We start from the raw sequence: 22,219 nt of genomic DNA, 5'->3' as shown, positions 1-22,219 counted from the left end.
GAATAAAATTTTGCAATACAAAATATAAATTTATTCTACTTAAAACGAGACTAATAACTTTTTATCTTATATTTGTATTTAAAACATATATCTATATTTTATTCCTATGGCTAAGTTACGATAATTTTATTAAATTAGTGAAAATATATTTTGCTATAAGAAATTTTTTGATATTTTGGTGAGATTGAAACAATAAAAGTCCATTTTTAAGGAAAAACGATATCTGCCCATGACACAGGCAGTGAGGTGAAAGGAAAAAAACTATGCCTTTATACAAAGCTCCATTACGCGATATGCAATTTGTACTGCATGAAATGCTTCAAACAGAACAGAACTATCAAGGTTTAAGTAAATATCAGGAAAGCGTAAATCGAGAATTAATTGATCAATACTTAGAGGCAGCAGCAGATTTTTGTGAAAATGAATTGGCGCCCATAAATCAAAATGGCGATCAGGAAGGCTGTCATTTAAATCAAGGCGTAGTCACAACACCGAAAGGTTTTAAAGAAGCCTACCAAAAATATGCTGAGCTTGGATTTACCTCACTAACCGCCGATCCGGAATATGGTGGGCAAGGCTTGCCTACATTGCTGCGGATTGCTATTTCTGAAATGTTATGTGGTTCTAATTGGGCTTGGGCGATGTATCCCGGCTTGTCTCATGGCGCAATGAGAACCATTGAGCATCATGGTACTGAGCAACAAAAACAGCAGTATTTGACTAAACTCATTAGTGGGGCTTGGACCGGAACCATGTGTTTAACCGAATCCCATGCAGGCTCAGACCTTGGGTTAATTAGAACGAAAGCAGAACCAAATCCGGACGGTAGCTACTCCATTACAGGTGAAAAGATTTTTATCTCGGTGGGTGAGCATGATCTTTCTGAAAATATTATTCATATTGTTTTAGCCCGTTTGCCTCAGGCACCTGCAGGGACCAAAGGCATTTCTTTATTTATTGTGCCTAAATTTAATGTGAGTGACGACGGTCAGGTGCTGGACCGTAATAAAGTCGTCTGTAGCGCGATTGAACATAAAATGGGGATTCATGGCAATGCCACCTGTGTACTTAATTTTGATGGCGCCAAAGGTTATTTGATTGGTCCGGAAAATCGCGGGCTTAATTGTATGTTTACCTTTATGAATACCGCACGTATTGGAACAGCTGTACAAGGGCTTGCTGCTTCTGAAATTTCATTTCAAGGCGCATTAAGTTATGCCAAAGAGCGCCTCGCTATGCGTTCGTTATCCGGTCCTAAATATCCTGACAAAAATGCCGATCCAATTATTGTTCATCCCGCTGTACGTTCAATGTTAATGACACAAAAAGCTTTTTCCGAAGGTGGTCGTGCGCTGGCTTACTTTTTAGCTCAGCATGTCGATATTGTGGAAAGCTCAAATGATCAGGAACAGCAAAAACACTCCGATGAATTACTGGCTTTTTTAACGCCAATTGCCAAAGCTTTTTTAACCGAGTCAGGTAATGAGTCTGCCAAGCATGGCGTTCAAGTATTTGGCGGCCACGGCTTTATTGTTGAGCATGGTATGGAGCAAATTGTACGTGATGCGCGTATCTCAACATTGTATGAAGGAACCACAGAAATCCAGTCTTTAGATCTACTTGCACGTAAAGTCCTCAAGTCAGAAGGCAAACTTCTAAAAAATATGACCGACTTAATTGATCAATTTATTGGTCAACAGCAATCAAATGAAGTCTTGAAACCTTATTTAGAAAAATTAGCTGAGCTCAAGCAACAATGGTTGTCACTGACCAAAACGATTGCTGACAAAGCCAAGCACAACCCAGAAGAAATAGGAGCCGCTTCAGTAGATTATCTTTATTTTTCCAGTTACGTTGTGTTCGCGTATTTGTGGGCTCGAATGGCACAAGTTGCCCATGAAAAATTAGAAACGGGTACACAAGAGGAAGCTTTTTATAAACCAAAATTAACTACTGCTAAGTTTTTCTATCAAAAGCTTTTGCATCGTACACAGAGTCATGCTGCTTCTATTGAGTCTGGCGCTGACGCTGTGATGGAGCTCGATCAAGATGCTTTTGCATTTTAGTGAATAGTCATTTTTAGAATCACTAGGTGAAATTTATGTGCGGAATTTTACCTAGTGATTAAATTTGTAATTTTAGACTCATCAGTTTTTGGTAGGAAAAACCAGTTGAGCCAATGAAATAGAGGGTTAACATAAGCATTAAAACGTGAATTTTCATTAAATATTGATGTTGGACAAGGACTACGGAAAGAAAATCATGAATGCTTATTATCAATTACTGAATAGAACAATTGGTCCTCAAGGTGAAGTTATTGCTCATTATTGCTCAACTGTTCATGCACAAGGAGCTTGGAATCCTCATGAACAGCACATGGCGCCTGCAAGTGGTGTAATCGCAGCAGAGTTAGAGCAATTTTCACCACGACAAGATATGCGAATTGGTCGAATTAGTTTTGATATTTTTGGATTGATTGCTTTTGGTGAGTTTACGATTAAGACACATGTCATTCGTGCTGGTAAAACCATTGAACTGATTGAAGCTGAAATGCAAGCACAAGGTAAAACCTGCATTGTGGCTAGAGCATGGCGCATGTGTACTCAAGACAGTTCCGATATTGCTGGGCTTGAAGATCAACCAGTTCACCATCCAGATACCTTTACCGAATGGACGGGTATGAAAAGATGGCCGGGTGGCTTTATCCAGACACTCGTCACTAAAACTAATGATCAGCATCGTGCGGGCAAAGGCATTGTTTGGCTCAATAATGATAACGAAATGGTTGAAGGGCAGCCGACGACAGATTTTGCCCATTTAATTGGTATGGTAGATACCGCAAACGGCATTGTGCCAAGACAAGAAGGAGAATTTACTTGGGGCTTTCCAAATCTTGATTTACAAATCCACATGCACCGCTATCCGCAAGGAAAATGGTTGGGGCTGGAAACCGTTCAGCAATATGGTTCGGATGGCATTGGTTTAACCAGTGCGGTTTTACATGACGTGTATGGTCCATTTGGACGCAGTGAGCAGATTTTGACTTTACGTAAAATGGCTAAATAAATTTTAAGCCAATAAAAAAGTCATCCCTAAGGATGACTTTTTTATTTTGAGATTTAATTTTTAAGCAATTTCTTAGCTACGAACTTTAATCAGTGTTGGTGTAAGCTCGTCCCAACGTTGTTTTGCAGCATCCATTGCTTTCATTTTGATGTGCCCATAACCACGAACTTCTGCCGGTAATTTTGCAATTTGCTCAGCAACTGCCAAGTTATGATTGTCTGGTGCTTCAACAAGTGCTTCAACAAATGAGATGTAACGGTCACGCCATGCTTGTTCATGTTGACGCTCTTCTTGACGTGCAAATGGGTCAAGGAAAGTTTCACGAAGCCATTGTAAGCGAGCAAGCATCATCATTGGGAAGCGCATCCAGTAACCAAACGCACGTTTACGAACATTTTTCAGACCACCAAGTAACGCTGGCGGAGCAAGATGATACGTTAAACGTAAGCCTTTACCGAACTGGGTTTCAATCGATTCTTTGAAGCTTTTACCTGTTAAAAGACGAGCAACTTCATATTCATCTTTATACGCCATGACTCTATAAAGCTGAGTTGCAATCGTACCTGTTAACTCTTCTGGTAGTTTTTTAGCTGCAAGTTCTACAAGCGTACGGTATTTAGCTGCATAAGCTTCATTCCAGTAGTCTGTTAAACGAGCAGAACGGTCTTCAACAAGTTCAGCCAAAGTTTGCGGAGTTTTAGTTTTTGGCATTGCTGCAACTAAACGTGCAGCTAAAGTTGGGTCACTTGCAAGATGACAACCCACGCGGAAAGCTTCGATGTTCTTTTCAACAGCCGTACCATTTAGGCGAATTGCTTTTTCAATGCTTTCACGTAATAACGGAATACGACCAGATTGCCATGCCATACCGAGTAATAACTGGTTGGTATAAATTGAATCACCTAACAGTTGTGTTGCAATGCGAGCCGCTGGCAAAGAAACCAGTTGACCTTGACGAACACGACCACGAAGACGATCAATTAAATCACTAATAGGCGCATACCAGTCACGAGATTTAATAAACTCAGAAGTAGGGGTGCTGTCTTCATTCACAATAACTAAGGCATCATCTTTTAAGCGAGATAGAGCAGCGTTCCCCCCAGCCACTACCGCATCTGCACCAATCAATAATTCACATTGGCCTGCCGGAATTTTGGTAGAAGAAATTTGCTCATCAGTTGCTGCAAGTTGTACGTATGAATAAACCGTACCACCTTTTTGGGCAAGACCTGCCATGTCCATAACACGGGTTGCTTTACCTTCGAGGTGAGCTGCCATACCAAGCAGTGCACCAATAGTCACAACACCTGTACCACCAATACCACCAACCATAATACGACTTGGAACATCATATAACTGAGGAATAACTGGGGATGTTGGCCAGCCTGCACCAATACCTTCAAATTTAGCAGGACGTTTCATATCACGTGTATGAACAGTCACAAAACTAGGACAGAACCCTTCGGCACAAGTGAAGTCTTTATTACAGCTACTTTGGTTAATTTGACGTTTAGTACCTAACGCTGTTTCTACTGGTTCAATAGATAAACAGTTTGATTTTTTCGAACAGTCGCCACAGCCTTCACAAATATCACTGTTAATGTATAAACGCTCAGCTGGGTCAGGATAGACATCACGTTTACGACGACGACGTTTTTCACTGGCACAGGTTTGTACATAAATTAAAGCGGTTACACCTGTCACTTCACGAAGCTCACGTTGAACTGCGTCGAGCTCATTACGGTGGCGAATTTCGACACCCGGTGCAATACCATCTTCTTCGTTTAATAGCTTAACTTCATCAGTTACGATGACTTGTTTTTTAATACCTTCAGCAGCAAGCTGGCGAGTTAACTGTGCAACGCTCAAATGACCATCTACATGCTGACCACCTGTCATAGCGACTGCATCGTTGTAGAGGATTTTGTAGGTAATATTGGTTTTTGCAGCGATAGACTGACGAATTGCTAAGTAACCTGAGTGGAAGTAAGTTCCGTCACCGAGGTTAGCAAAAATGTGTTTTTCATTTGTAAAAGGCGATGCACCCACCCAACTTACACCTTCACCGCCCATTTGAGAGAACGTTTCGGTACCGCGGTCAAGTGAAACGGCAATATAGTGACAACCGATACCGCCTAATGCACGGCTACCTTCAGGAACTACGGTTGAAGAGTTATGAGGGCAACCACTACAGAAATAAGGTTTACGTTCTGCAAGATCAATAACACGTTTTGATTCTTGCTCTGCTTTTAATAGTAAGTCGATTCTGCTTTGGATTTGTGTTTTTAAGCTTTCTGGAATATCGAGTTTTAAGAAGCGAGTAGCCAGCATTTTTGCAATAGGTTCAGGCTGGTACTCATAGTGACCAATAAGCGGCGCTTCTTCAATAGAAGTACTCCATTCACCTTTGCCGTCAGTTGCTTTACCAATGACACGAGGACGTTTGCCATCAGGCAGTGAGTACAGCTCATCTTTAATTTGTGTTTCAAGAATTGGACGTTTTTCTTCAATAACGATTAGCTCTTCTAAACCTTCGGCAAATTCACGAATGCCTTGTGGTTCTAAAGGCCAAATCAAACCAACTTGATAAACACGTAGCCCAAGCTGTTGGGCAGTTTCATCTTCAATACCTAAAATGCGTAAGGCTTCAATGGTATCTAAATAACCTTTACCACTTGCAGCAATACCGATACGGGCATTTTCACAAGGCCATGTAACGGTGTTGATTTTGTTGGCGCGGGCATAAGCCAAAACAGCAGGTAAACGGTATTTATAAAGACGTTCTTCTTGCTGAATGCCGTGGTCTGGCCAACGAATATTGACACCACCCTCTGGGAAATTGACATCTTCTGGTATAACTGGAGTAACACGGTCTAGGTCGACATGAACTGAAGCGGAAGTTTCCACAATTTCACTGACTAGCTTCATTGAGGACCAAAGGCCAGAAAAACGTGAAACTGCAATGGCGTGAACACCAAAGTCTAAAATTTGTTGAACGGATGTTGGGTAGAAAATTGGAATACCGCAACCAATCATGACATGTTCAGACTGATGCGGGATTGTAGAAGATTTACATGAGTGGTCATCACCAAATAAGGCAACCACACCACCACGTTCAGAGGTACCAGCTAAGTTCGCATGGCGGAGTACATCGCCTGAACGGTCAACACCCGGGCCTTTACCATACCACCATGAAGACACTCCATCATATTTGCCTTGGCCTGAAAGGTTAACTTGTTGGGTACCCCAAATTGCGGTAGCAGCCAAGTCTTCATTTACACCAGGTTGAAATACAACATTATGGGATTTAAGTAATCCTTGAACTTGCCAAAGGAAACTATCATAGTTACCAACAGGAGAACCGCGATAACCAGAAATAAAACCAGCAGTATGATAACCATTAATCGCGTCACGGCGAGTTTGGGCTAGAGGCAAACGAACAAGCGCCTGAATGCCGGTCATATATGCTGTACCGTTATCACTTACATATTTATCTTCAAGTGACACATCCTTTGTTGCAATAATATTTGGAGTGACTTTTGTAGCTATATTCATTTATATCTCCTTAGAATTTTTAGTAGCTCGGACTACTTTCTTTTTTCAACATCCAGTTGAATATTTGGAGCAAGTGACATACGAAATAAAAAAAGATCGGTTCCTCTTCTTAAAAAGAATTAGTGCCAATGTATGTACATTTAGTCATTGTGGTTGATCTAAACTGGTGCAACAATCCGTAATTTAGGAAAACATATTTACGTTATGCGCAAAAATCTCGATGGTGGACTATTGCATGCAATGCATGCATTCCTGAAAGTGATTGATAGCGGGAGTTTCACAGCAGCAGCTGAGCAGATGGATCTGACCACAGCACAGGTTTCACGTCTTATCAGCGAGCTAGAAACACGCTTAGGTACAAAATTAATACAACGCTCAACGCGCCAGCAGGCACTGACCGATATTGGTGCGACTTACGCAGAACGCTGTCGCCAAGTCATTTCAATGGTGGATGAAGCAGAATCAGAAGTAACAGGAACGGCATCTAAACCCAAAGGCCGTTTACGTGTGTTAAGCATGGGCAGCTTTGGGCATCATTATGTTTTTCCAGTGATGGCCGAGTTTTGTAAGCATTACCCCGAATTAACCGTGGAATATACGACTTCACAGTACGTTCCAGACTTGTTGGCAAAAGGGGTGGATGTCAGTCTTTATCTGACTGAATCATTAACAGACTCTCGTTTTGTCGCACGCAGAATTGGCACTATCTTTTCTGTTTTATGTGCTTCACCTGCTTATTTAGAAAAGCATGGTATGCCGAAGTCCCCAGAAGACTTAAAAGATCATGCCTGTTTACGCTTGGTAAACCCGTCTATTACACCAGATTGGCACTTATTAAATACAAGTGGTGAGTCTTACCAAATCGACATTGGCGGGCAACTCATTGCAGATAACCCTGAGTTATTATTAGATGTAGTGCAACAAGATATGGGCATCGCATTATTGCCGATGTTTTCGGCTTTAGATGCGGTTCAAAATGGAAGATTATGTCATATCTTGCCAGAGTGGCGTTCGCCCGATATCGGAGTTTATACCTTGTTGCCTTCACGCCATTTTATCGATGCCAAAACACGTGCATGGTTAGATTGGGTGGAAGAATATATTTCTCCAAGAATTGAAATGGATGCATCTTATTTTTATAAATAATGAGATAAATTTTTTAAGGACTAAGATAAAAAAGGATGAAGAATAATACAGATTAGAATAAAATAGGGTAGAGAATGCTTCTTTTGAAAGAGGCATTTAATACAGAGATAAACGATAAATCTTAAAAAAATTGCATAAGGGAATTAGTCCCAATTCCTGAACGAAATGAGATAAAGATGAGATAGGATGATCTGGTACTCAGCCTAATATTAAGCCTTATACCAGATGCTGAGCTATTTTAATTAATGACTACGCACACTTGGTTTGCCAATAAGCATTTGCATAATTCGACAAGCTTTTTCGGTTTAATACATTGCTAATATTTTGACTGGCTTGCATCAGTTTTTCTAAGTCAATGCCAGTTTCAAACCCCATGTGCGACAACAAATAAAACAAATCTTCGGTCGATACATTACCAGAGGCACCTTTGGCATAAGGGCAACCACCGAGTCCTGCAAGGGACGAGTCAAAAACACGAATGCCTTGCTGTAAAGACTGATAAATATTGGCAATCGCCATGCCATAGGTATTGTGGAAATGTCCTGCCAAAACCTTGCTGTCGAGTTCAGCAAGACAGGCTTGCCAAACCTTTTGAACGCGATCTGGTGTTGCGGTACCAATAGTTTCACCTAAAGACACCTCATAGCAGCCCATGTCATAGAGCCGTTTAACAACTTTTACCACTTGTTCAGGGGCAATTGCACCTTCATAAGGACAGTCGACAACGCAAGAGACATAACCGCGCACACGGATGTTATGCGCTTTTGCCGCGCTCATGACATCGCTAAATTTTTCAAAGCTTTCATCAATTGAGCAGTTGATATTTTTGCGGGTAAAACTTTCAGAAGCTGCGGTAAACACCGCAACCTCTTTGCATCCTACCGCTTGAGCAGTTTCAAAACCTTTGATATTGGGGGTGAGCAGGCTAAATTGCACATCAGTTGTTTGGGGTAACAGCTTAAATAGCTCATCACTTTGAGCCATTTGCGGTACCCATTTTGCCGAAACGCATGAACCGACTTCAATCGATTTCAGACCTGCATTAATAAGGTCATTAATAAAGTTTAAGCGTTGTTCGACAGTCAAAGCCTGCTTTTCATTTTGGAGGCCGTCTCTGGGACCGACCTCCACGATTTTGACAAACTCACTCATGCAACTTCCTCCTGTGCAGGCTGAAATTCAACAAGCTCGTCGCCAGCTTTGACCTGATCACCGACTTGGAAATAGGAGTCTACAATCACGCCGTCTTTAGGCGCACGAATGGTATATTCCATTTTCATGGCTTCAAGCGTCATTAAAATATCATCTTTCTTTACGCTATGATTTGCGCTTACAAGTACTTGCGTGACTACACCCGGCATCGGTGCTTTTAAGTGACCTTCATCGGCTTGGCTATCTGCTTGATTAAAGTCTTGGCGAATATATGCAAACTTATAGCTTTGTCCATTTTGGAACAAGGTAATGCCTTGCTGACTTTGGTTAAAAGATAGCTTTTGCTGAGTCCCACCAATTTGAACAGATGCCATATGCGCATCAAGCAATTGACCTGAAATCGGGTAGCTTTGACCGTTATGTTCTGCGGTGAAGCCATGTTCATTTGAGGCAAACTTGATTTGGGTATTTTGGTTTAAATAATTCAGTTTGATGCTGTGCTGATAAGCAATATTTAAACGCCAAAGTGGCTGAGTTTGCCAAAGCTGTTTTTGGTTTGAGCTGTTGTTATTAAGTTGGCTTAAAAACTCAATAAATGCTGCTGCTACCACCAGTTCCGGTTTAATTTCTTCAGGACTAAACAAGAAGTTTTGTTCACGTTGAATCAGGTTGGTATCAAGCTTGGCTTGTTTAAAAGATTCACTACGAACAATCTTTTCCAGAAAGGCAATATTGTTGCCTAAGCCATCGACATGGAATTGGCTTAAAGCGTGTTGCATTTGAATGAGCGCAGCTTCACGGTTTTTACCCCATACAATGAGTTTGGCAATCATTGGGTCGTAATAGGTCGTGATTTCATCGCCTTCAACAATACCGCTGTCTACACGCACATATTGGTTTTGAGTTGGGTAACGCAAATAGTCAATTTTACCAATGGCAGGTAAAAAGCCTTTTTCAGGTTCCTCAGCATAAATCCGTGCTTCGAGCGCATGTCCATGAATCTGCAATTCGTTTTGTAGTTTAGGTAAAGGTTCACCATAAGCCACACGAAGTTGCCACTCAACCAAGTCTTCACCTGTAATCATTTCGGTGACAGGGTGCTCGACTTGTAGGCGGGTATTCATTTCCATGAAATACGCCGTACCGTCTTGTTCCACAATAAACTCAACCGTACCGGCACCGACATAATTTACGGCACGTGCAGCATCGATTGCAGCTTGGCGCATTGCATCGAGCTTCTCGCTTGGCATTTGTGGAGCAGGGGCTTCTTCTAACACTTTTTGGTGACGGCGTTGTACAGAGCAGTCGCGTTCAAATAAGTGCACATAGTTGCCATGTGTATCGCCAAACACTTGCACTTCAATATGGCGCGGTTGAATCACATAACGCTCAATCAAGACATCATCATTACCAAAGCTCGATTTGGCTTCACGTTTACAAGAGGCTAAAGCATGCAGAAAATCTTCACTGCGTTCAACCAGACTCATGCCTTTACCACCACCGCCAGCACTGGCTTTAATTAAAACAGGATAGCCAATTCGGTCTGCCTGTTGTTTTAAAAAGTCGGCATCTTGGTTGGTTCCGTGATAACCCGGTGTTAAAGGGACACCAGCTTTTTCCATTAACGCTTTCGAGGTGGCTTTTAAACCCATCGCTAAAATGGCATCCACTGGTGGCCCAATAAAGCAAATGTTGTGTTGTTGGCAAGCGAGTGCAAACTGGTCATTTTCTGAAAGGAAGCCGTAACCTGGATGAACCGCTTGGCTACCTGTATCAATGGCAGCTTGAATAATGCGGTCAGCTTGTAAATAACTTTGAGTTGCAGGGGACTGACCAATATAAACTGCTTCATCTGCAAGTTTGACGTGTTGTGAATTTGCGTCTGCATCTGAGTAAACGGCAACCGTTGCAATACCTAATTTTTTAGCTGTGCGAATTACGCGGCAGGCAATCTCGCCACGGTTCGCAATTAAAATCTTTTCAAACATGATGATCGTCCTTAATTGTTGTTATTCGAGTTAGAAACCCAAGCAGGCTGCTGTTTATTTAAAAAGGCACTCAGACCTTCTTTTGCCTCGCTGCCTTGACGAACTTGAGCAATATGATGTGCTGTCTGTTGCAGCAAGTCATTGCTCATGGTCTGGTTGCTGACCATTTGAATGAGTTGTTTTGAGGCCGCTTGAGCATGCGGGCCACCAAGTAATAGAGCATCAACAATTTCTTGAACTTTTTTATCTAAGTCTTCGGCATCTGCAACTTCATGTGCCAAGCCAATTTGTTTGGCTTCACGTGCTGAAATCCGCTCGGCAGTTAAGAAGTAACGGGAAGCTTGTCTTGCACCAATCGCACGGATCACATAGGGACTAATGGTAGATGGAGCAAGCCCTAAACGAACCTCAGAAGTTGCAAACTTGGCATCCGTGCTGGCAATACAAATATCACATGCCGACGCTAAACCCATGCCGCCACCAAAGGCAATCCCATGCACGCGGGCAATAGTCGGTTGTTTAAGTGTTGCAAGTGCATCCAACATTTGCGCAAGTTTTAATGCATCTGCTTCATTTTCTGCTGAAGATGCCTGACCTGCCTGTTTCATCCAGTTGAGGTCGGCACCTGCCGAAAAGCTTTTGCCGCGACCCGCTAAAACCACAACACAAACATCATCACGTGTATTGATTTGCTTAAAGCAAGCATGTAGTTCTTCAATGACTGTAGTATTGAATGCATTGTGTAATTCAGGGCGGTTCAGCCAAACATAGGCAACCTGACCTTGTTGTTCGAGTTGTAAAAATTGATAGCTCATATACACCTCTTACATGCGGAACACGCCAAATTTGGTTGGCTGGATTGGAGCGTTCATAGCAGCTGCAAGGCTTAAGCCAAGTACTTGGCGAGTTTGCGCTGGGTCAATTACACCGTCATCCCAAAGGCGGGCAGAAGCATAGTAAGGATGGCCTTGACGCTCGTATTGTTCACGAATTGGTTGTTTGAATTCATCTTCTTGCTGAGCTGACCAATCGGCACCTTTTTGCTCAATTTGATCACGTTTTAAAGTTGAGAGCACACTTGCTGCTTGCTCGCCGCCCATCACTGAAATACGAGAGTTTGGCCATGTCCATAAAAAGCGTGGTGAATAAGCACGTCCGCACATACCGTAGTTACCCGCACCAAACGAGCCGCCAATAATTAGAGTGAGTTTTGGTACATTTGCGGTTGCAACTGCCATAACCAATTTAGCGCCGTTTTTTGCAATTCCTTCATTTTCATACTGGCGACCGACCATAAAGCCCGTAATGTTTTGTAGAAATAACAATGGAATATTGCGCTGTGTGCATAGCTCAATAAAGTGCGCGCCTTTTTGTGCAGACTCGGAAAATAAAATTCCGTTATTGGCAATAATCCCGACTGGCATGCCGTAGAGAGAAGCAAAACCGGTAATCAGTGTTGAACCAAATCGTGCTTTAAATTCATCAAAACGAGAGCCGTCTACAATACGGGCAATCACTTCACGTACATCGAAAGGTTTACGCGCATCACTTGGCACTACGCCATAGAGTTCCGATGCATCAAACAATGGTTCATCAACTTGTTTATTTAAGTCATTTGGCTTTTTATTTAAGTTCGCAACAATGTTACGTGCAATGGCAATTGCATGTTCATCATTTTCAGCTAAATGGTCAGCCACGCCTGAAAGACGTGTATGCACATCACCACCGCCTAAATCTTCGCTGCTCACGACTTCGCCCGTTGCAGCTTTTACCAGAGGAGGGCCGCCTAAGAAAATCGTACCTTGATTACGGACAATAATAGTTTCATCAGACATGGCAGGTACATATGCACCACCTGCGGTACAGCTACCCATCACCACAGCAATTTGGGCAATCCCTAGGCTCGACATGCGTGCCTGATTATAGAAAATACGCCCGAAGTGATCACGGTCTGGGAAAACTTCATCTTGCATTGGTAAATAGGCACCGCCTGAATCCACCAAATAAATACAAGGCAAGTGGTTTTGTTCAGCAATTTCTTGTGCGCGTAAATGCTTTTTAACCGTAAGGGGATAATACGTTCCCCCTTTAACCGTTGCATCGTTGGCAACGATCATGCAAGTGATGCCGTTGACTTGACCAATACCCGCAATTACACCCGCGGCAGGTACATCATCTTCATAAACGTTGTACGCTGCCAATTGACCAATTTCTAAAAATGCCGTGCCGACATCAATCAGTTGATCAATACGTTCGCGGGGTAAAAGCTTACCTCGAGCCAAATGTTTTTGACGGGCATTTTCACCACCACCTAACGCAATACGCTGGGCAACTTGTTTGAGATCTGTGACCAATGTTTGCATGGCTTGCTGGTTTGTTTTGAAGTCTTCACTTCGAACATTAATCTTGCTTTGTAATTGGTTCATAAGATGCGTCCTTATTTATAATTATTATTTGGTTTCATTGAAGAGTTCGCGACCAATCAGCATGCGGCGAATTTCAGAAGTTCCGGCACCAATTTCATAAAGTTTTGCATCGCGCCATAAACGGCCAGCAGGGAATTCATTGATATAACCGTTGCCGCCTAAGCTTTGAATTGCTTCTCCAGCCATCCATGTTGCTTTTTCGGCAGAATATAAAATGGCACTTGCAGCATCTTTACGTAGACTGCGGTCATGGTCAGCTTTGTCACAGGCAGCACCAACAGCGTAGACGAGGGCTTTACATGCCAACCAAGTCGAATACATATCGGCAAGTTTGCCTTGCATAAGCTGGAACTCACCTAATGCCTGACCAAACTGTTCACGTTGATGTAAATAAGGAATTACCACATCTAGACAAGCATCCATAATGCCTAAAGGTCCGGCACTTAAAACTGCACGTTCATAATCCAAACCACTCATGAGTACTTTTGTACCGTTACCAACACCGCCGAGTACGTTTTCAGCAGGTACTTCTACATTGTCAAAAAACAGGGGGTAAGTGTTAGAGCCACGCATACCGAGTTTGTCTAAGTGGTTGCCATGACTAAAGCCTTTCATGCCTTTTTCAATTAAGAAAGCGGTCATACCTTTCGCGCCAGCTTGTGGATCAGTTTTAGCGTAAACCACGAGTACATCTGCATCACCGCCGTTAGTGATCCACATTTTTGAACCGTTTAAAACGAAGTGATCGCCTTTTTGCTCAGCGCGTAATTTCATGCTGACGACATCAGAACCTGCATTTGGCTCAGACATTGCGAGGGCACCCACATATTCACCAGAAATCAATTTTGGTAAATACTTTTGTTTTTGCTGCTCGTTACCGTTACGGTTAATCTGGTTTACACATAAATTAGAATGAGCACCGTATGACAAACCAATGGCTGCCGAAGCACGGGAAATTTCTTGCATAGCAATAATATGAGCTAAATAACCCATATTGGCACCGCCATATTCTTCAGAAACCGTCATGCCTAAAAGGCCCATATCTCCGAATTTTTTCCAGAGATGTGCAGGGAATTTGTTGTCTTGATCAACTTGTTGGGCAATTGGTGCAATTTCCTTTGCACAAAATGCTGCCACTGAATCTTGAAGCGCAATTAAAGTTTCATCTAGACCGAAATTCAAGCTGCGTAGGTTCATGATATCTTCATCCTATTGGTTATATTTGTTGTCCATAAAATATTTTGTGGGTATTTGATAATTACCATACAATGATTTTTTAAAAAAGTGAATACTGATTCATAAAATGATTTACAATTCATTTTATTTGTTAGAGAATAAATTATGAGCTATAAACGATCATCTTTAATGCAAGAGCGGATGGAACAAAATCGTAAGTCGATTTTGAGTTCAGCCAGAAAGTTAATTTCAGAGGGAGGGTTTAAAGACGCACAAATACAAACAATTGCAGAGCAAGCGGGCGTATCAAGTGGTCTGGTTTATCGCTACTTTGATAATAAAAGCCAAGTGCTGATTGAGGTTTTGTCCGAAGCCATTAATACGGAACTATTGGTGATTGATTCGATTACTGAAAGTGACTTATCGGCAAAGCAGAAATTACATAAGGCTGTGGCAACCTTTGTAAAAAGGGCACTGAATAGTCCTCAGCTTGCATATTCACTCATGTTTGAACCCGTCGATTCAACGGTTGAACATGAGCGTTTTCGTGTGAAGCAATTGATTAAACAAAGTATTAAAAAAATACTTGCGGATGGAAATGCAAGTGGTGAGTTTGTCTTGGATGATTTAAATACAGCAGCACTGTGTGTTGTCGGTGCCATGACCTATGTGGTGGTTGAACCCCTAGACCCAGCTCAAAATACAAAGTTTGATCATGCGCATAAAGACTATTTTTCAAAACAGATTGCTGACTTTTGTGTAGATGCTGTGCAGAGGAAATAGGGCATATAAAGGATAAAACAACACAAAGAAGGCGGTTTAGAAAAATAGTTGCAGTAACAACAATTAGATCAGGTAAGAAGAGAATTAGAAGAATCAAGGAGAATGATTCAATGCAACAAGAACGGTTAAGCTACGCCTCGGGACCAAGCACACAGCCCTTATTGGGTATGACCATTGGTGAACAATTTGATCAGGCCTGTCGGCAATATGCTGAAAAGGAAGCAATCGTTAGTTTCCACCAAAACAGACGATTAACCTATAAAGCTTTACAGGATGAAGTAAACGCTTTTGCTTGTAGCCTTTTAAAATTGGGATTAAAAAAAGGTGATCGATTAGCCATTTGGTCGCCTAACTGTGTGGAATGGACGGTAACCCAATTTGCAGCTTTTAAAGCAGGGATTATTTTAGTCAATCTCAATACAGCTTATAAAAGCCATGAACTTGAATATGTGTTGAATAAAGTCTCATGCAAAGGATTGATTATTGCTTCTCAATTCAAAACGACTGATTACCAAGAACTACTCACAAAAATTGCCCCTGAGTTAACGACCAGTCCAGATAAACTGCTGAGTTCAGCACGACTACCACATTTAAAATTTGTTATTAAAATTGATGATCAGCAACATACAGGTATTCATCGCTTTAGTGATTTGGTCACTACGCCAACCTCTGAACAGCTAGAAGAGTTAAAACTATTAACCAAGCAACTTCAGTTTGATGAAACCATTAATATTCAATTTACCTCAGGTACAACGGGTAATCCTAAAGGGACCATGTTGACCCACCATAATATTTTAAATAATGGCTATTTTGTTGGTGAAGGCATTCGCTTAACCCCTCAAGATAAAGTGTGTATTTCTGTGCCATTGTTTCATTGTTTTGGCATGGTGATGGGGAATTTAGCCTGCGTTACGCATGGTTCAACCATGGTTTATCCATCGGCGGTATTTAATCCTTTAGAAACTTTAAAAGCGATTCATCAAGAACGTTGTACGGCAGCTTATGGTGTGCCCACCATGTTCATTGCAACCTTAGAACATGAACAGTTTAATGAGTTTGACCTGTCGAGCTTAAGAACGGGCATTATGGCGGGGAGTCCTTGTCCAAGAGAAATTATGCAGCGGGTTATAGACCGCATGCACATGTCTGAAATCACGATTTGTTATGGTATGACTGAAACCTCGCCTGTGAGTGTACAAAGTTCGGTAAATGATTCGATTGATAAACGAGTAAGCACAGTTGGGCATGTTCATCCGCATGTTGAAATTAAAATTGTCGATTTAGAAGGGCAGATTGTTCCACAAGGAACTTTGGGTGAGCTATGCGTTCGCGGTTATTCAGTGATGGCTGGCTATTGGGGCGAAGAAGAAAAGACCAAAGAAGTCATTGATTCAGCTGGCTGGATGCATACAGGTGATATTGCCGAAATGGATCAAGACGGTTTCATTAAAATTAAAGGCCGTATTAAAGATGTGGTGATTCGTGGTGGGGAAAATCTCTTTCCAAAAGAAATTGAAGATTTCTTATACACTCATCCAGATGTAAGCGATGTCCAAGTCATTGGCTTGCCAGATGCCAGATATGGCGAAGAACTCTGTGCTTGTATTATTTTGCATGAACATCATCAAATTGATGAAGACAGTATTCGCCAATTCTGCAAAGAGCATATTTCTCATAATAAAGTGCCGCGCTATGTCCGATTCTTTAATGAGTTTCCAATGACAGCTTCAGGCAAAGCGCAGAAGTTTAAATTGCAGGAAATTATGCGAGCTGAACTTAACTTAACTGGAAATGTCTTTGACTAAAGAGGTTAAAAGTTTGGTCAAAGTGCAGCAAACTATAAGTTGAAAGGCAGCTTAAATAGAGGATAAGCAAAATGGCAAAAGACTTTAATAGCCCAAAGGTAGTCGAAGGATATGACGAACATATTCGTAAATTAATTCCGGGTTATGAGGTGATCCATCAACAGGTGGATGCCATTTTGCAATCAGTGTTATCACCAAATGCTCATATTTTAATTGTGGGTTGTGGCACGGGATATGAACTCGAATATTTACTTAAACGTCATCCAAACTGGAAATTTACAGCAGTTGATCCATCTTTGACTATGCTGCAAAAAGCTCAGGAACAGGTTGAACTTTTAGATAAATCTTCTCAAGTCACTTTTGTTCACGGTGAAACGTCAGCTTTACCTCTTGAGAATTGCTTTGATGCTGCACTTTCTATTCTCGTGGCTCATTTTATTGCAGATGACATAAAACCTGTTTTTTTTAAAGATATTTATGATCGTTTAAAAGAAAAAGCTGTTTTGCTGACCTACGATTTAATGACGTGTGTAAATCCACAGCATCTTCACGCTTTACGTTATTTATGTTTGGCACAAGGCTTAACAGAAGAACAATGTCAAAAAATGTTAGAGCGTATGGCGCAAGACTTTTTTAGCCTAACCACTGAAGGATATATAAAACTTTTAGAAAAAACTGGTTTTGAAAGTGTGCATCCTTATACGCAAATTTTGACGTATCAAGGGTTTATTGCAAAAAAATAATGGATTTGGGAAAGCGTTAATACGGATATAAAACCTGCATATTCTCAATGAGGAAGAGAATATAAAAACTGAAAAAAATTAGAAGATTTAGCTTTACTTAAAACAAATTAAAAGTGGTTCTCAGGCCGCTTTAAGGAGGTTTTGTCTAAAAAATATGATCGAAAGTCTTTCTTGTGAAAGGAAGGCAAATTTTAAGCACCTATTTTAGATAGGTACATAACAAAAAGGATGTCGAGATCTTTAAGTCTATTTAAAGATCAAAAGGAAAATTTCATGATGAAAGTTTTAAATACAACGGTTCAAAAAAGCCTGTTGGCTATTTCTGTGACCCTGCTTGTGTCTTCTGCTTTTGCAGGTCAAACAGATCCTGAAATAGCACAACTTCGCCAAGAAGTGAAAGAGCTTCGGGCTATGTTACAAGCCAATATGCAGGTGCAAAAATCTTTATCGCAAGGACGAGTGGAACTAGCAAATTCAGCGACTCCTCAAGCCGCAACCGTACCACCAATACAGCAAGGTTTAACCAAGTCTGGTGCAGAATTTAACTTATATGGTTATATACGGGCAGATGCTTCTTATCAAATGAAAGGGGCATCTACGATGTATAACAATATTAGCGGTGTTCCACTCGAAAATACGCCAGAAGAATCTGCTCAAAAAGACCAGTTGCACAGCACCGTTAATGTGACACGTTTCGGGCTGAATTTTAAAACCCCGACGGCCGCGGGTGAGGTGGGCGGAAAGTTAGAAATGGACTTCTTTGGGGCAGCCACTCGTGATCAGTTTCGAATACGCCATGCTTATTTAACGTTTGATAAATGGCTTATCGGTCAAACGTGGTCAACATTTATTGCACCTGAATATTATCCGGAAACGATTGACGCGGGCACATTTGTAGGCAGTGCATTATTAAGATCACCGCTAGTTCGCTATAGCGATAACTTAACGGCAAATACAAGCTTTGCAATATCGGTTGAAGATCCGAAATATACTGCGACCTCAGATCCAGATAATAAAATGCGTTTACCAGCCTTGGTAGGGCGCTTAAATCATAAATTTACTAATGGATCGATGTTATCGGGACGTAGTTTTGTTGCTGAAAAAAGAACTAATCATGATGAGGAAGTCGCTTGGGGCGTAGGCTTGGGCGGTAAATACCAAATTACGCCCGATACATTACTCAAAGCCGATTATTACCATGTCAAAGGAGATGGGCGTTTCTTGCTATGGAGTAACAGCGGCTATGCAATAGATGATCAAAACAATATGCATAGCAATGAATTTGATACCGTTTCTTTAGGTATTACTCATCAATTTACACCGCAAATTCGCTCGACTTTAGGCTACGGCTATATGAAAGCCAAAGATGATAACCGTTTTGCTGAATTACAACGTAATAGCACCACTCAAAACAAAGAGCTTTGGCAAAGCTGGGTGAATGCACTGTATAACCCATACAAACCAATTACCTTGGGCGTCGAATATGTGTATGGCGAACGAGAAACTTTTGATGGACGTAACGGGATTGATAACCGCTTCAATATGATGGCGAGTTATGACTTTTAATTTATTCAATAAAACCTTGAATAATTTGTTTTTTCTTTAGGGTGCAGTATGTCGTTTTAAAAAATTGAATATGAATTTATCTCACAAAGGAGGTGAGTAAATGACAACATCTAAATTAAATGTAAATGAAGTTATTGATCAGGCCAGATTTACCCCTTTTCACTGGAGTATTTTACTTTGGTGTTTATTAATTATTATTTTTGATGGTTACGATCTGGTGATTTATGGCGTTGTATTGCCTTTGCTAATGCAAGAGTGGTCGTTAACAGCTGTACAGGCGGGGGTGTTAGCAAGTACGGCACTATGCGGAATGATGTTTGGGGCAATGTTCTTTGGAACACTGGCAGACAAAATAGGCCGTAAAAAGGTAATTTTAATCTGTGTGACTTTTTTTAGTGGTTTTACCTTTTTAGGTGCTTTTGCATCAAGCCCACTTGAGTTTGGGGTACTTCGGTTCTTGGCGGGATTAGGTATTGGTGGGGTCATGCCAAATTTAGTTGCACTTACATCAGAATATGCACCTAAACGTATAAGAAGTACGCTGGTGGGGAGTATGTTTAGTGGTTATGCAATTGGCGGGATTCTTTCAGCATTAATCGGTAGTTATCTGGTTGAAAGTCAAGGATGGCAAATTATGTTTTTAATTGCCGGTATCCCACTATTTTTATTACCTGTCATTTGGAAGTTTTTACCTGAGTCTTTAACCTTTTTAGTTAAGACGGGTAAGACTGAGCAAGCACAGCGCATTATTCAAAAGATTTCACCTGAACAAAACCTAACGATCACTATGCACTTAGTACTTAATGAGGATAATGTACCAACAGGTAGTTCTGTAAAGGGATTATTTCAGCAAGGCCGTGCTTTCAATACACTCATGTTTTGGCTCGTATTCTTTATGTGCTTACTCATGGTGTATGCCTTAAGTAGCTGGTTACCAAAACTCATGCTGGCAGCAGGGTATTCATTGGGCAAAAGTATTTTATTCTTGCTTGCCCTAAATGTTGGCGCAATGATCGGTTCAATTGGCGGTGGTATTTTGTCTGATAAATTCCATTTAAAACCGGTAATTATGGGAATGCTACTGGCGGGTGTTTTAGCATTAATCGGTTTAGGCTTTAAGTCTCCAGCCTATGTTTTATATGGTTTGGTGACTGTTGCAGGTGCTGCAACGATTGGGACCTCAATTCTGCTTTATAGCTACGTTGCACAATATTATCCATTGAGTGTGCGTTCTACTGGAATTGGGTGTGCTTCTGGTGTAGGTCGAATTGGGGCTATTGTTGGACCTATCTTAACGGGCCTATTATTAGGGTTGGAATTACCACATAAAATGAATTTTGTGATGATCGCAATTCCTGCAATTTTAGCGCTTTTCGCGGTCATGGTTTTAAGACGATATGCAGCTGAAAAACAGCCTATTACACCAAAACTTAATGTCGAGTTAGAGGGTAATTAATCCATATTTATACAGGTAGGGAAATCATTCCTACCTGTATCTGGAAATTTTATTTGTTAAGTAGCTGGTTTAAATCAACTAGATTTGCCATTTGCTGATTACCTTTATCATTTGGATGTAAATGATCTCCAGAATCATAAATTGGATTTAATCGATCGGAATGTTTTGAATCTTTTAAGCCTTGCTCAAGATCAAGAACCCCATCAAATGTTTTACTGGTTCTCATCCAGTGGTTAATGCGCTGGCGTAATTCATCTTTATTCGGTTGGTAATAATTATCTAAAGGTGTATTAGGTAAGGCACCTGAAAATGGAAGTAACGTCCCCCCAATCACTTGAATACCTTGCTCATGAGCTTCCTTTACAACACGTTTATAACCTTCGGTTAAGGCTTCAAACGACGGTATTTGTTGTTTAGGTGCAAAAGCTGTACCGGGCCATGAAATATCATTAATACCAACTAACACAATTAAAGTTTTAACACCTGAGTATTGAAATATTTCTTTTTTCAAACGATCTAAAGCACTGTCACCCATACCGTCTGTGAGTAGTCGATTTCCTGAAATTCCACTATTAATGACCGCGACTTGATGTGGCGATAAGCGCTTAGCTAAAAAGTCGGTCCATCGAGTATTTGCATCTAAAGTTGCAGTTGCTCCATCGGTAATTGAGTCTCCAATGACAGCAACAACATGGGCTTTACGCTTTGGTTTTACTTCTACAGCCGACAATAATAATCGCGCAGTTGTAGTTTTGGCACTACTAGGCGTATTTAAGTTCGTAGTCTGGTTGCCTGTAATGAGCCAACTGGTTTGTTTCGCATCCCAATGAAAAGTTTTAAATGTAGTTGGCCTTTGAATAAAGGTATTTACCATTAACTGCGCATGATCGGGAACAGGGAGCTGGATTGGATCACTGATCAATTGTTTGCCAGGTAAAATTTGTGCTTTAAGCTTTCCAGAGAAATAAACTGGATAAGCACTTTTTGATTTAAGACTTTGTCCTTTGACTAACCCCACAGTAGTTTTATCAATATAAAGCGGTTGATCCCCATATTGATTTGTAAAAACAAGCCTAACCGCTTCACCACCTAAACTAATTTGACTGATTTGTTTGATAGTCTGATTAGATATTTGCTCTGGAATTAGGGTTGGAAAAACGAAATCTTTATTCCAGACTTTTTGTGGGCTAGCTGCCCAAGTGGTAACCCACTGGCTCTTTTGTACTTCTGCTTGTGCAAAGCTCGTAAATAAAACAAGAGAGAATAGGGCGGGTTGATAAAGTTTCATCTCGTAAACTCTTTAAAAGAAATTAAAGTTATCTTGAAACAAATTACTGGCTTGTTATAGCAACATAAG

At 41.1% G+C, this 22,219-nt stretch carries 15 protein-coding genes; 8 read left to right on the top strand and 7 right to left on the bottom strand.

The features are described from left to right. Nucleotides 1–263: 263 nt before the first annotated feature. Together J663_RS13210 and J663_RS13205 are read left to right on the top strand one after the other, a co-directional pair. Nucleotides 264–2,066 carry an acyl-CoA dehydrogenase C-terminal domain-containing protein gene (locus J663_RS13210; protein ID WP_033850263.1) on the top strand — a complete coding sequence of 601 codons (1,803 nt, stop codon included), beginning with the start codon at nt 264–266 and terminating at the stop codon, nt 2,064–2,066. A 196-nt stretch (nt 2,067–2,262) separates the two neighbouring features. Continuing rightward, nucleotides 2,263–3,066, top strand: coding sequence for a thioesterase family protein (locus J663_RS13205; protein ID WP_033850261.1), 804 nt, complete (start codon nt 2,263–2,265; stop codon nt 3,064–3,066). A gap of 72 nt (nt 3,067–3,138) precedes the next feature. Here the strand turns inward: J663_RS13205 and J663_RS13200 are convergent, their stop codons facing one another. Next, nucleotides 3,139–6,621: an indolepyruvate ferredoxin oxidoreductase family protein gene (locus J663_RS13200; protein WP_033850259.1), complete on the bottom strand. Its 3,483-nt coding sequence runs from the start codon at nt 6,619–6,621 to the stop codon at nt 3,139–3,141. A gap of 204 nt (nt 6,622–6,825) precedes the next feature. Here J663_RS13200 and J663_RS13195 point away from each other — a divergent pair, with 204 nt between their 5' ends. After that, complete coding sequence (locus tag J663_RS13195) at nt 6,826–7,767, top strand: LysR family transcriptional regulator (protein WP_002114430.1); 942 nt, start codon at nt 6,826–6,828, stop codon at nt 7,765–7,767. Between the two features lie 249 nt (nt 7,768–8,016). Here the strand turns inward: J663_RS13195 and J663_RS13190 are convergent, their stop codons facing one another. From J663_RS13190 to J663_RS13170, 5 genes are read right to left on the bottom strand one after another with little or no spacing between them, the layout of a single operon-like run. Further along, nucleotides 8,017–8,919: a hydroxymethylglutaryl-CoA lyase gene (locus J663_RS13190; protein ID WP_002114272.1), complete on the bottom strand. Its 903-nt coding sequence runs from the start codon at nt 8,917–8,919 to the stop codon at nt 8,017–8,019. Then, a complete protein-coding gene (locus J663_RS13185; protein ID WP_033850257.1) occupies nt 8,916–10,907 on the bottom strand; it encodes an acetyl/propionyl/methylcrotonyl-CoA carboxylase subunit alpha in 1,992 nt (663 codons plus the stop codon). The genes J663_RS13190 and J663_RS13185 overlap by 4 nt, the downstream gene beginning before the upstream one ends. A gap of 11 nt (nt 10,908–10,918) precedes the next feature. Then, entirely contained in the window at nt 10,919–11,722 is an 804-nt protein-coding gene (locus J663_RS13180; RefSeq protein WP_033850255.1) for an enoyl-CoA hydratase/isomerase family protein, read from the bottom strand. A 9-nt stretch (nt 11,723–11,731) separates the two neighbouring features. Beyond that, complete coding sequence (locus J663_RS13175; protein ID WP_033850254.1) at nt 11,732–13,333, bottom strand: carboxyl transferase domain-containing protein; 1,602 nt, start codon at nt 13,331–13,333, stop codon at nt 11,732–11,734. A gap of 24 nt (nt 13,334–13,357) precedes the next feature. Then, a complete protein-coding gene (locus J663_RS13170; protein WP_029424157.1) occupies nt 13,358–14,530 on the bottom strand; it encodes an isovaleryl-CoA dehydrogenase in 1,173 nt (390 codons plus the stop codon). Between the two features lie 144 nt (nt 14,531–14,674). Between J663_RS13170 and J663_RS13165 the strand changes: the two genes are divergently transcribed. From J663_RS13165 to J663_RS13145, 5 genes are all read left to right on the top strand, one after another. Then, the gene (locus J663_RS13165) at nt 14,675–15,292 is read left to right on the top strand and encodes a TetR/AcrR family transcriptional regulator (RefSeq protein WP_002114305.1); all 618 of its coding nucleotides are present in this window, start codon (nt 14,675–14,677) and stop codon (nt 15,290–15,292) included. 110 nt (nt 15,293–15,402) lie between these two features. Then, entirely contained in the window at nt 15,403–17,097 is a 1,695-nt protein-coding gene (locus J663_RS13160) for an AMP-binding protein (RefSeq protein WP_033850251.1), read from the top strand. A 71-nt stretch (nt 17,098–17,168) separates the two neighbouring features. Then, a complete protein-coding gene (locus J663_RS13155; protein ID WP_033850249.1) occupies nt 17,169–17,840 on the top strand; it encodes a class I SAM-dependent methyltransferase in 672 nt (223 codons plus the stop codon). A 276-nt stretch (nt 17,841–18,116) separates the two neighbouring features. Continuing rightward, nucleotides 18,117–19,406: a DcaP family trimeric outer membrane transporter gene (locus tag J663_RS13150; protein WP_081404765.1), complete on the top strand. Its 1,290-nt coding sequence runs from the start codon at nt 18,117–18,119 to the stop codon at nt 19,404–19,406. A gap of 100 nt (nt 19,407–19,506) precedes the next feature. Further along, on the top strand, nt 19,507–20,862 hold the full coding sequence (locus J663_RS13145) for an MFS transporter (RefSeq protein WP_033850245.1): 1,356 nt from the start codon (nt 19,507–19,509) through the stop codon (nt 20,860–20,862). A gap of 49 nt (nt 20,863–20,911) precedes the next feature. On the opposite strand, the gene J663_RS13140 is transcribed toward J663_RS13145, so the two are convergent. Beyond that, nucleotides 20,912–22,150 carry an SGNH/GDSL hydrolase family protein gene (locus J663_RS13140; RefSeq protein ID WP_033850243.1) on the bottom strand — a complete coding sequence of 413 codons (1,239 nt, stop codon included), beginning with the start codon at nt 22,148–22,150 and terminating at the stop codon, nt 20,912–20,914. Between the last annotated feature and the right edge of the window lie 69 nt (nt 22,151–22,219).

This window comes from Acinetobacter sp. 826659 (assembly GCF_000588515.1).
Lineage (GTDB): Bacteria > Pseudomonadota > Gammaproteobacteria > Pseudomonadales > Moraxellaceae > Acinetobacter > Acinetobacter pittii.
This window is presented reverse-complemented; position numbering and strand designations above follow the sequence as displayed.

Bases quoted from the DNA above. Each gene is read 5' to 3' on its own strand.
- J663_RS13160 (WP_033850251.1), top strand. From the start codon at position 15,403: ATGCAACAAGAACGGTTAAGCTACGCCTCGGGACCAAGCACACAGCCC.
- J663_RS13140 (WP_033850243.1), bottom strand. From the start codon at position 22,150: ATGAAACTTTATCAACCCGCCCTATTCTCTCTTGTTTTATTTACGAGC.
- J663_RS13185 (WP_033850257.1), bottom strand. From the start codon at position 10,907: ATGTTTGAAAAGATTTTAATTGCGAACCGTGGCGAGATTGCCTGCCGC.
- J663_RS13145 (WP_033850245.1), top strand. From the start codon at position 19,507: ATGACAACATCTAAATTAAATGTAAATGAAGTTATTGATCAGGCCAGA.
- J663_RS13190 (WP_002114272.1), bottom strand. From the start codon at position 8,919: ATGAGTGAGTTTGTCAAAATCGTGGAGGTCGGTCCCAGAGACGGCCTC.
- J663_RS13170 (WP_029424157.1), bottom strand. From the start codon at position 14,530: ATGAACCTACGCAGCTTGAATTTCGGTCTAGATGAAACTTTAATTGCG.
- J663_RS13200 (WP_033850259.1), bottom strand. From the start codon at position 6,621: ATGAATATAGCTACAAAAGTCACTCCAAATATTATTGCAACAAAGGAT.
- J663_RS13155 (WP_033850249.1), top strand. From the start codon at position 17,169: ATGGCAAAAGACTTTAATAGCCCAAAGGTAGTCGAAGGATATGACGAA.
- J663_RS13205 (WP_033850261.1), top strand. From the start codon at position 2,263: ATGAATGCTTATTATCAATTACTGAATAGAACAATTGGTCCTCAAGGT.
- J663_RS13175 (WP_033850254.1), bottom strand. From the start codon at position 13,333: ATGAACCAATTACAAAGCAAGATTAATGTTCGAAGTGAAGACTTCAAA.
- J663_RS13195 (WP_002114430.1), top strand. From the start codon at position 6,826: ATGCGCAAAAATCTCGATGGTGGACTATTGCATGCAATGCATGCATTC.
- J663_RS13210 (WP_033850263.1), top strand. From the start codon at position 264: ATGCCTTTATACAAAGCTCCATTACGCGATATGCAATTTGTACTGCAT.
- J663_RS13180 (WP_033850255.1), bottom strand. From the start codon at position 11,722: ATGAGCTATCAATTTTTACAACTCGAACAACAAGGTCAGGTTGCCTAT.
- J663_RS13165 (WP_002114305.1), top strand. From the start codon at position 14,675: ATGAGCTATAAACGATCATCTTTAATGCAAGAGCGGATGGAACAAAAT.
- J663_RS13150 (WP_081404765.1), top strand. From the start codon at position 18,117: ATGAAAGTTTTAAATACAACGGTTCAAAAAAGCCTGTTGGCTATTTCT.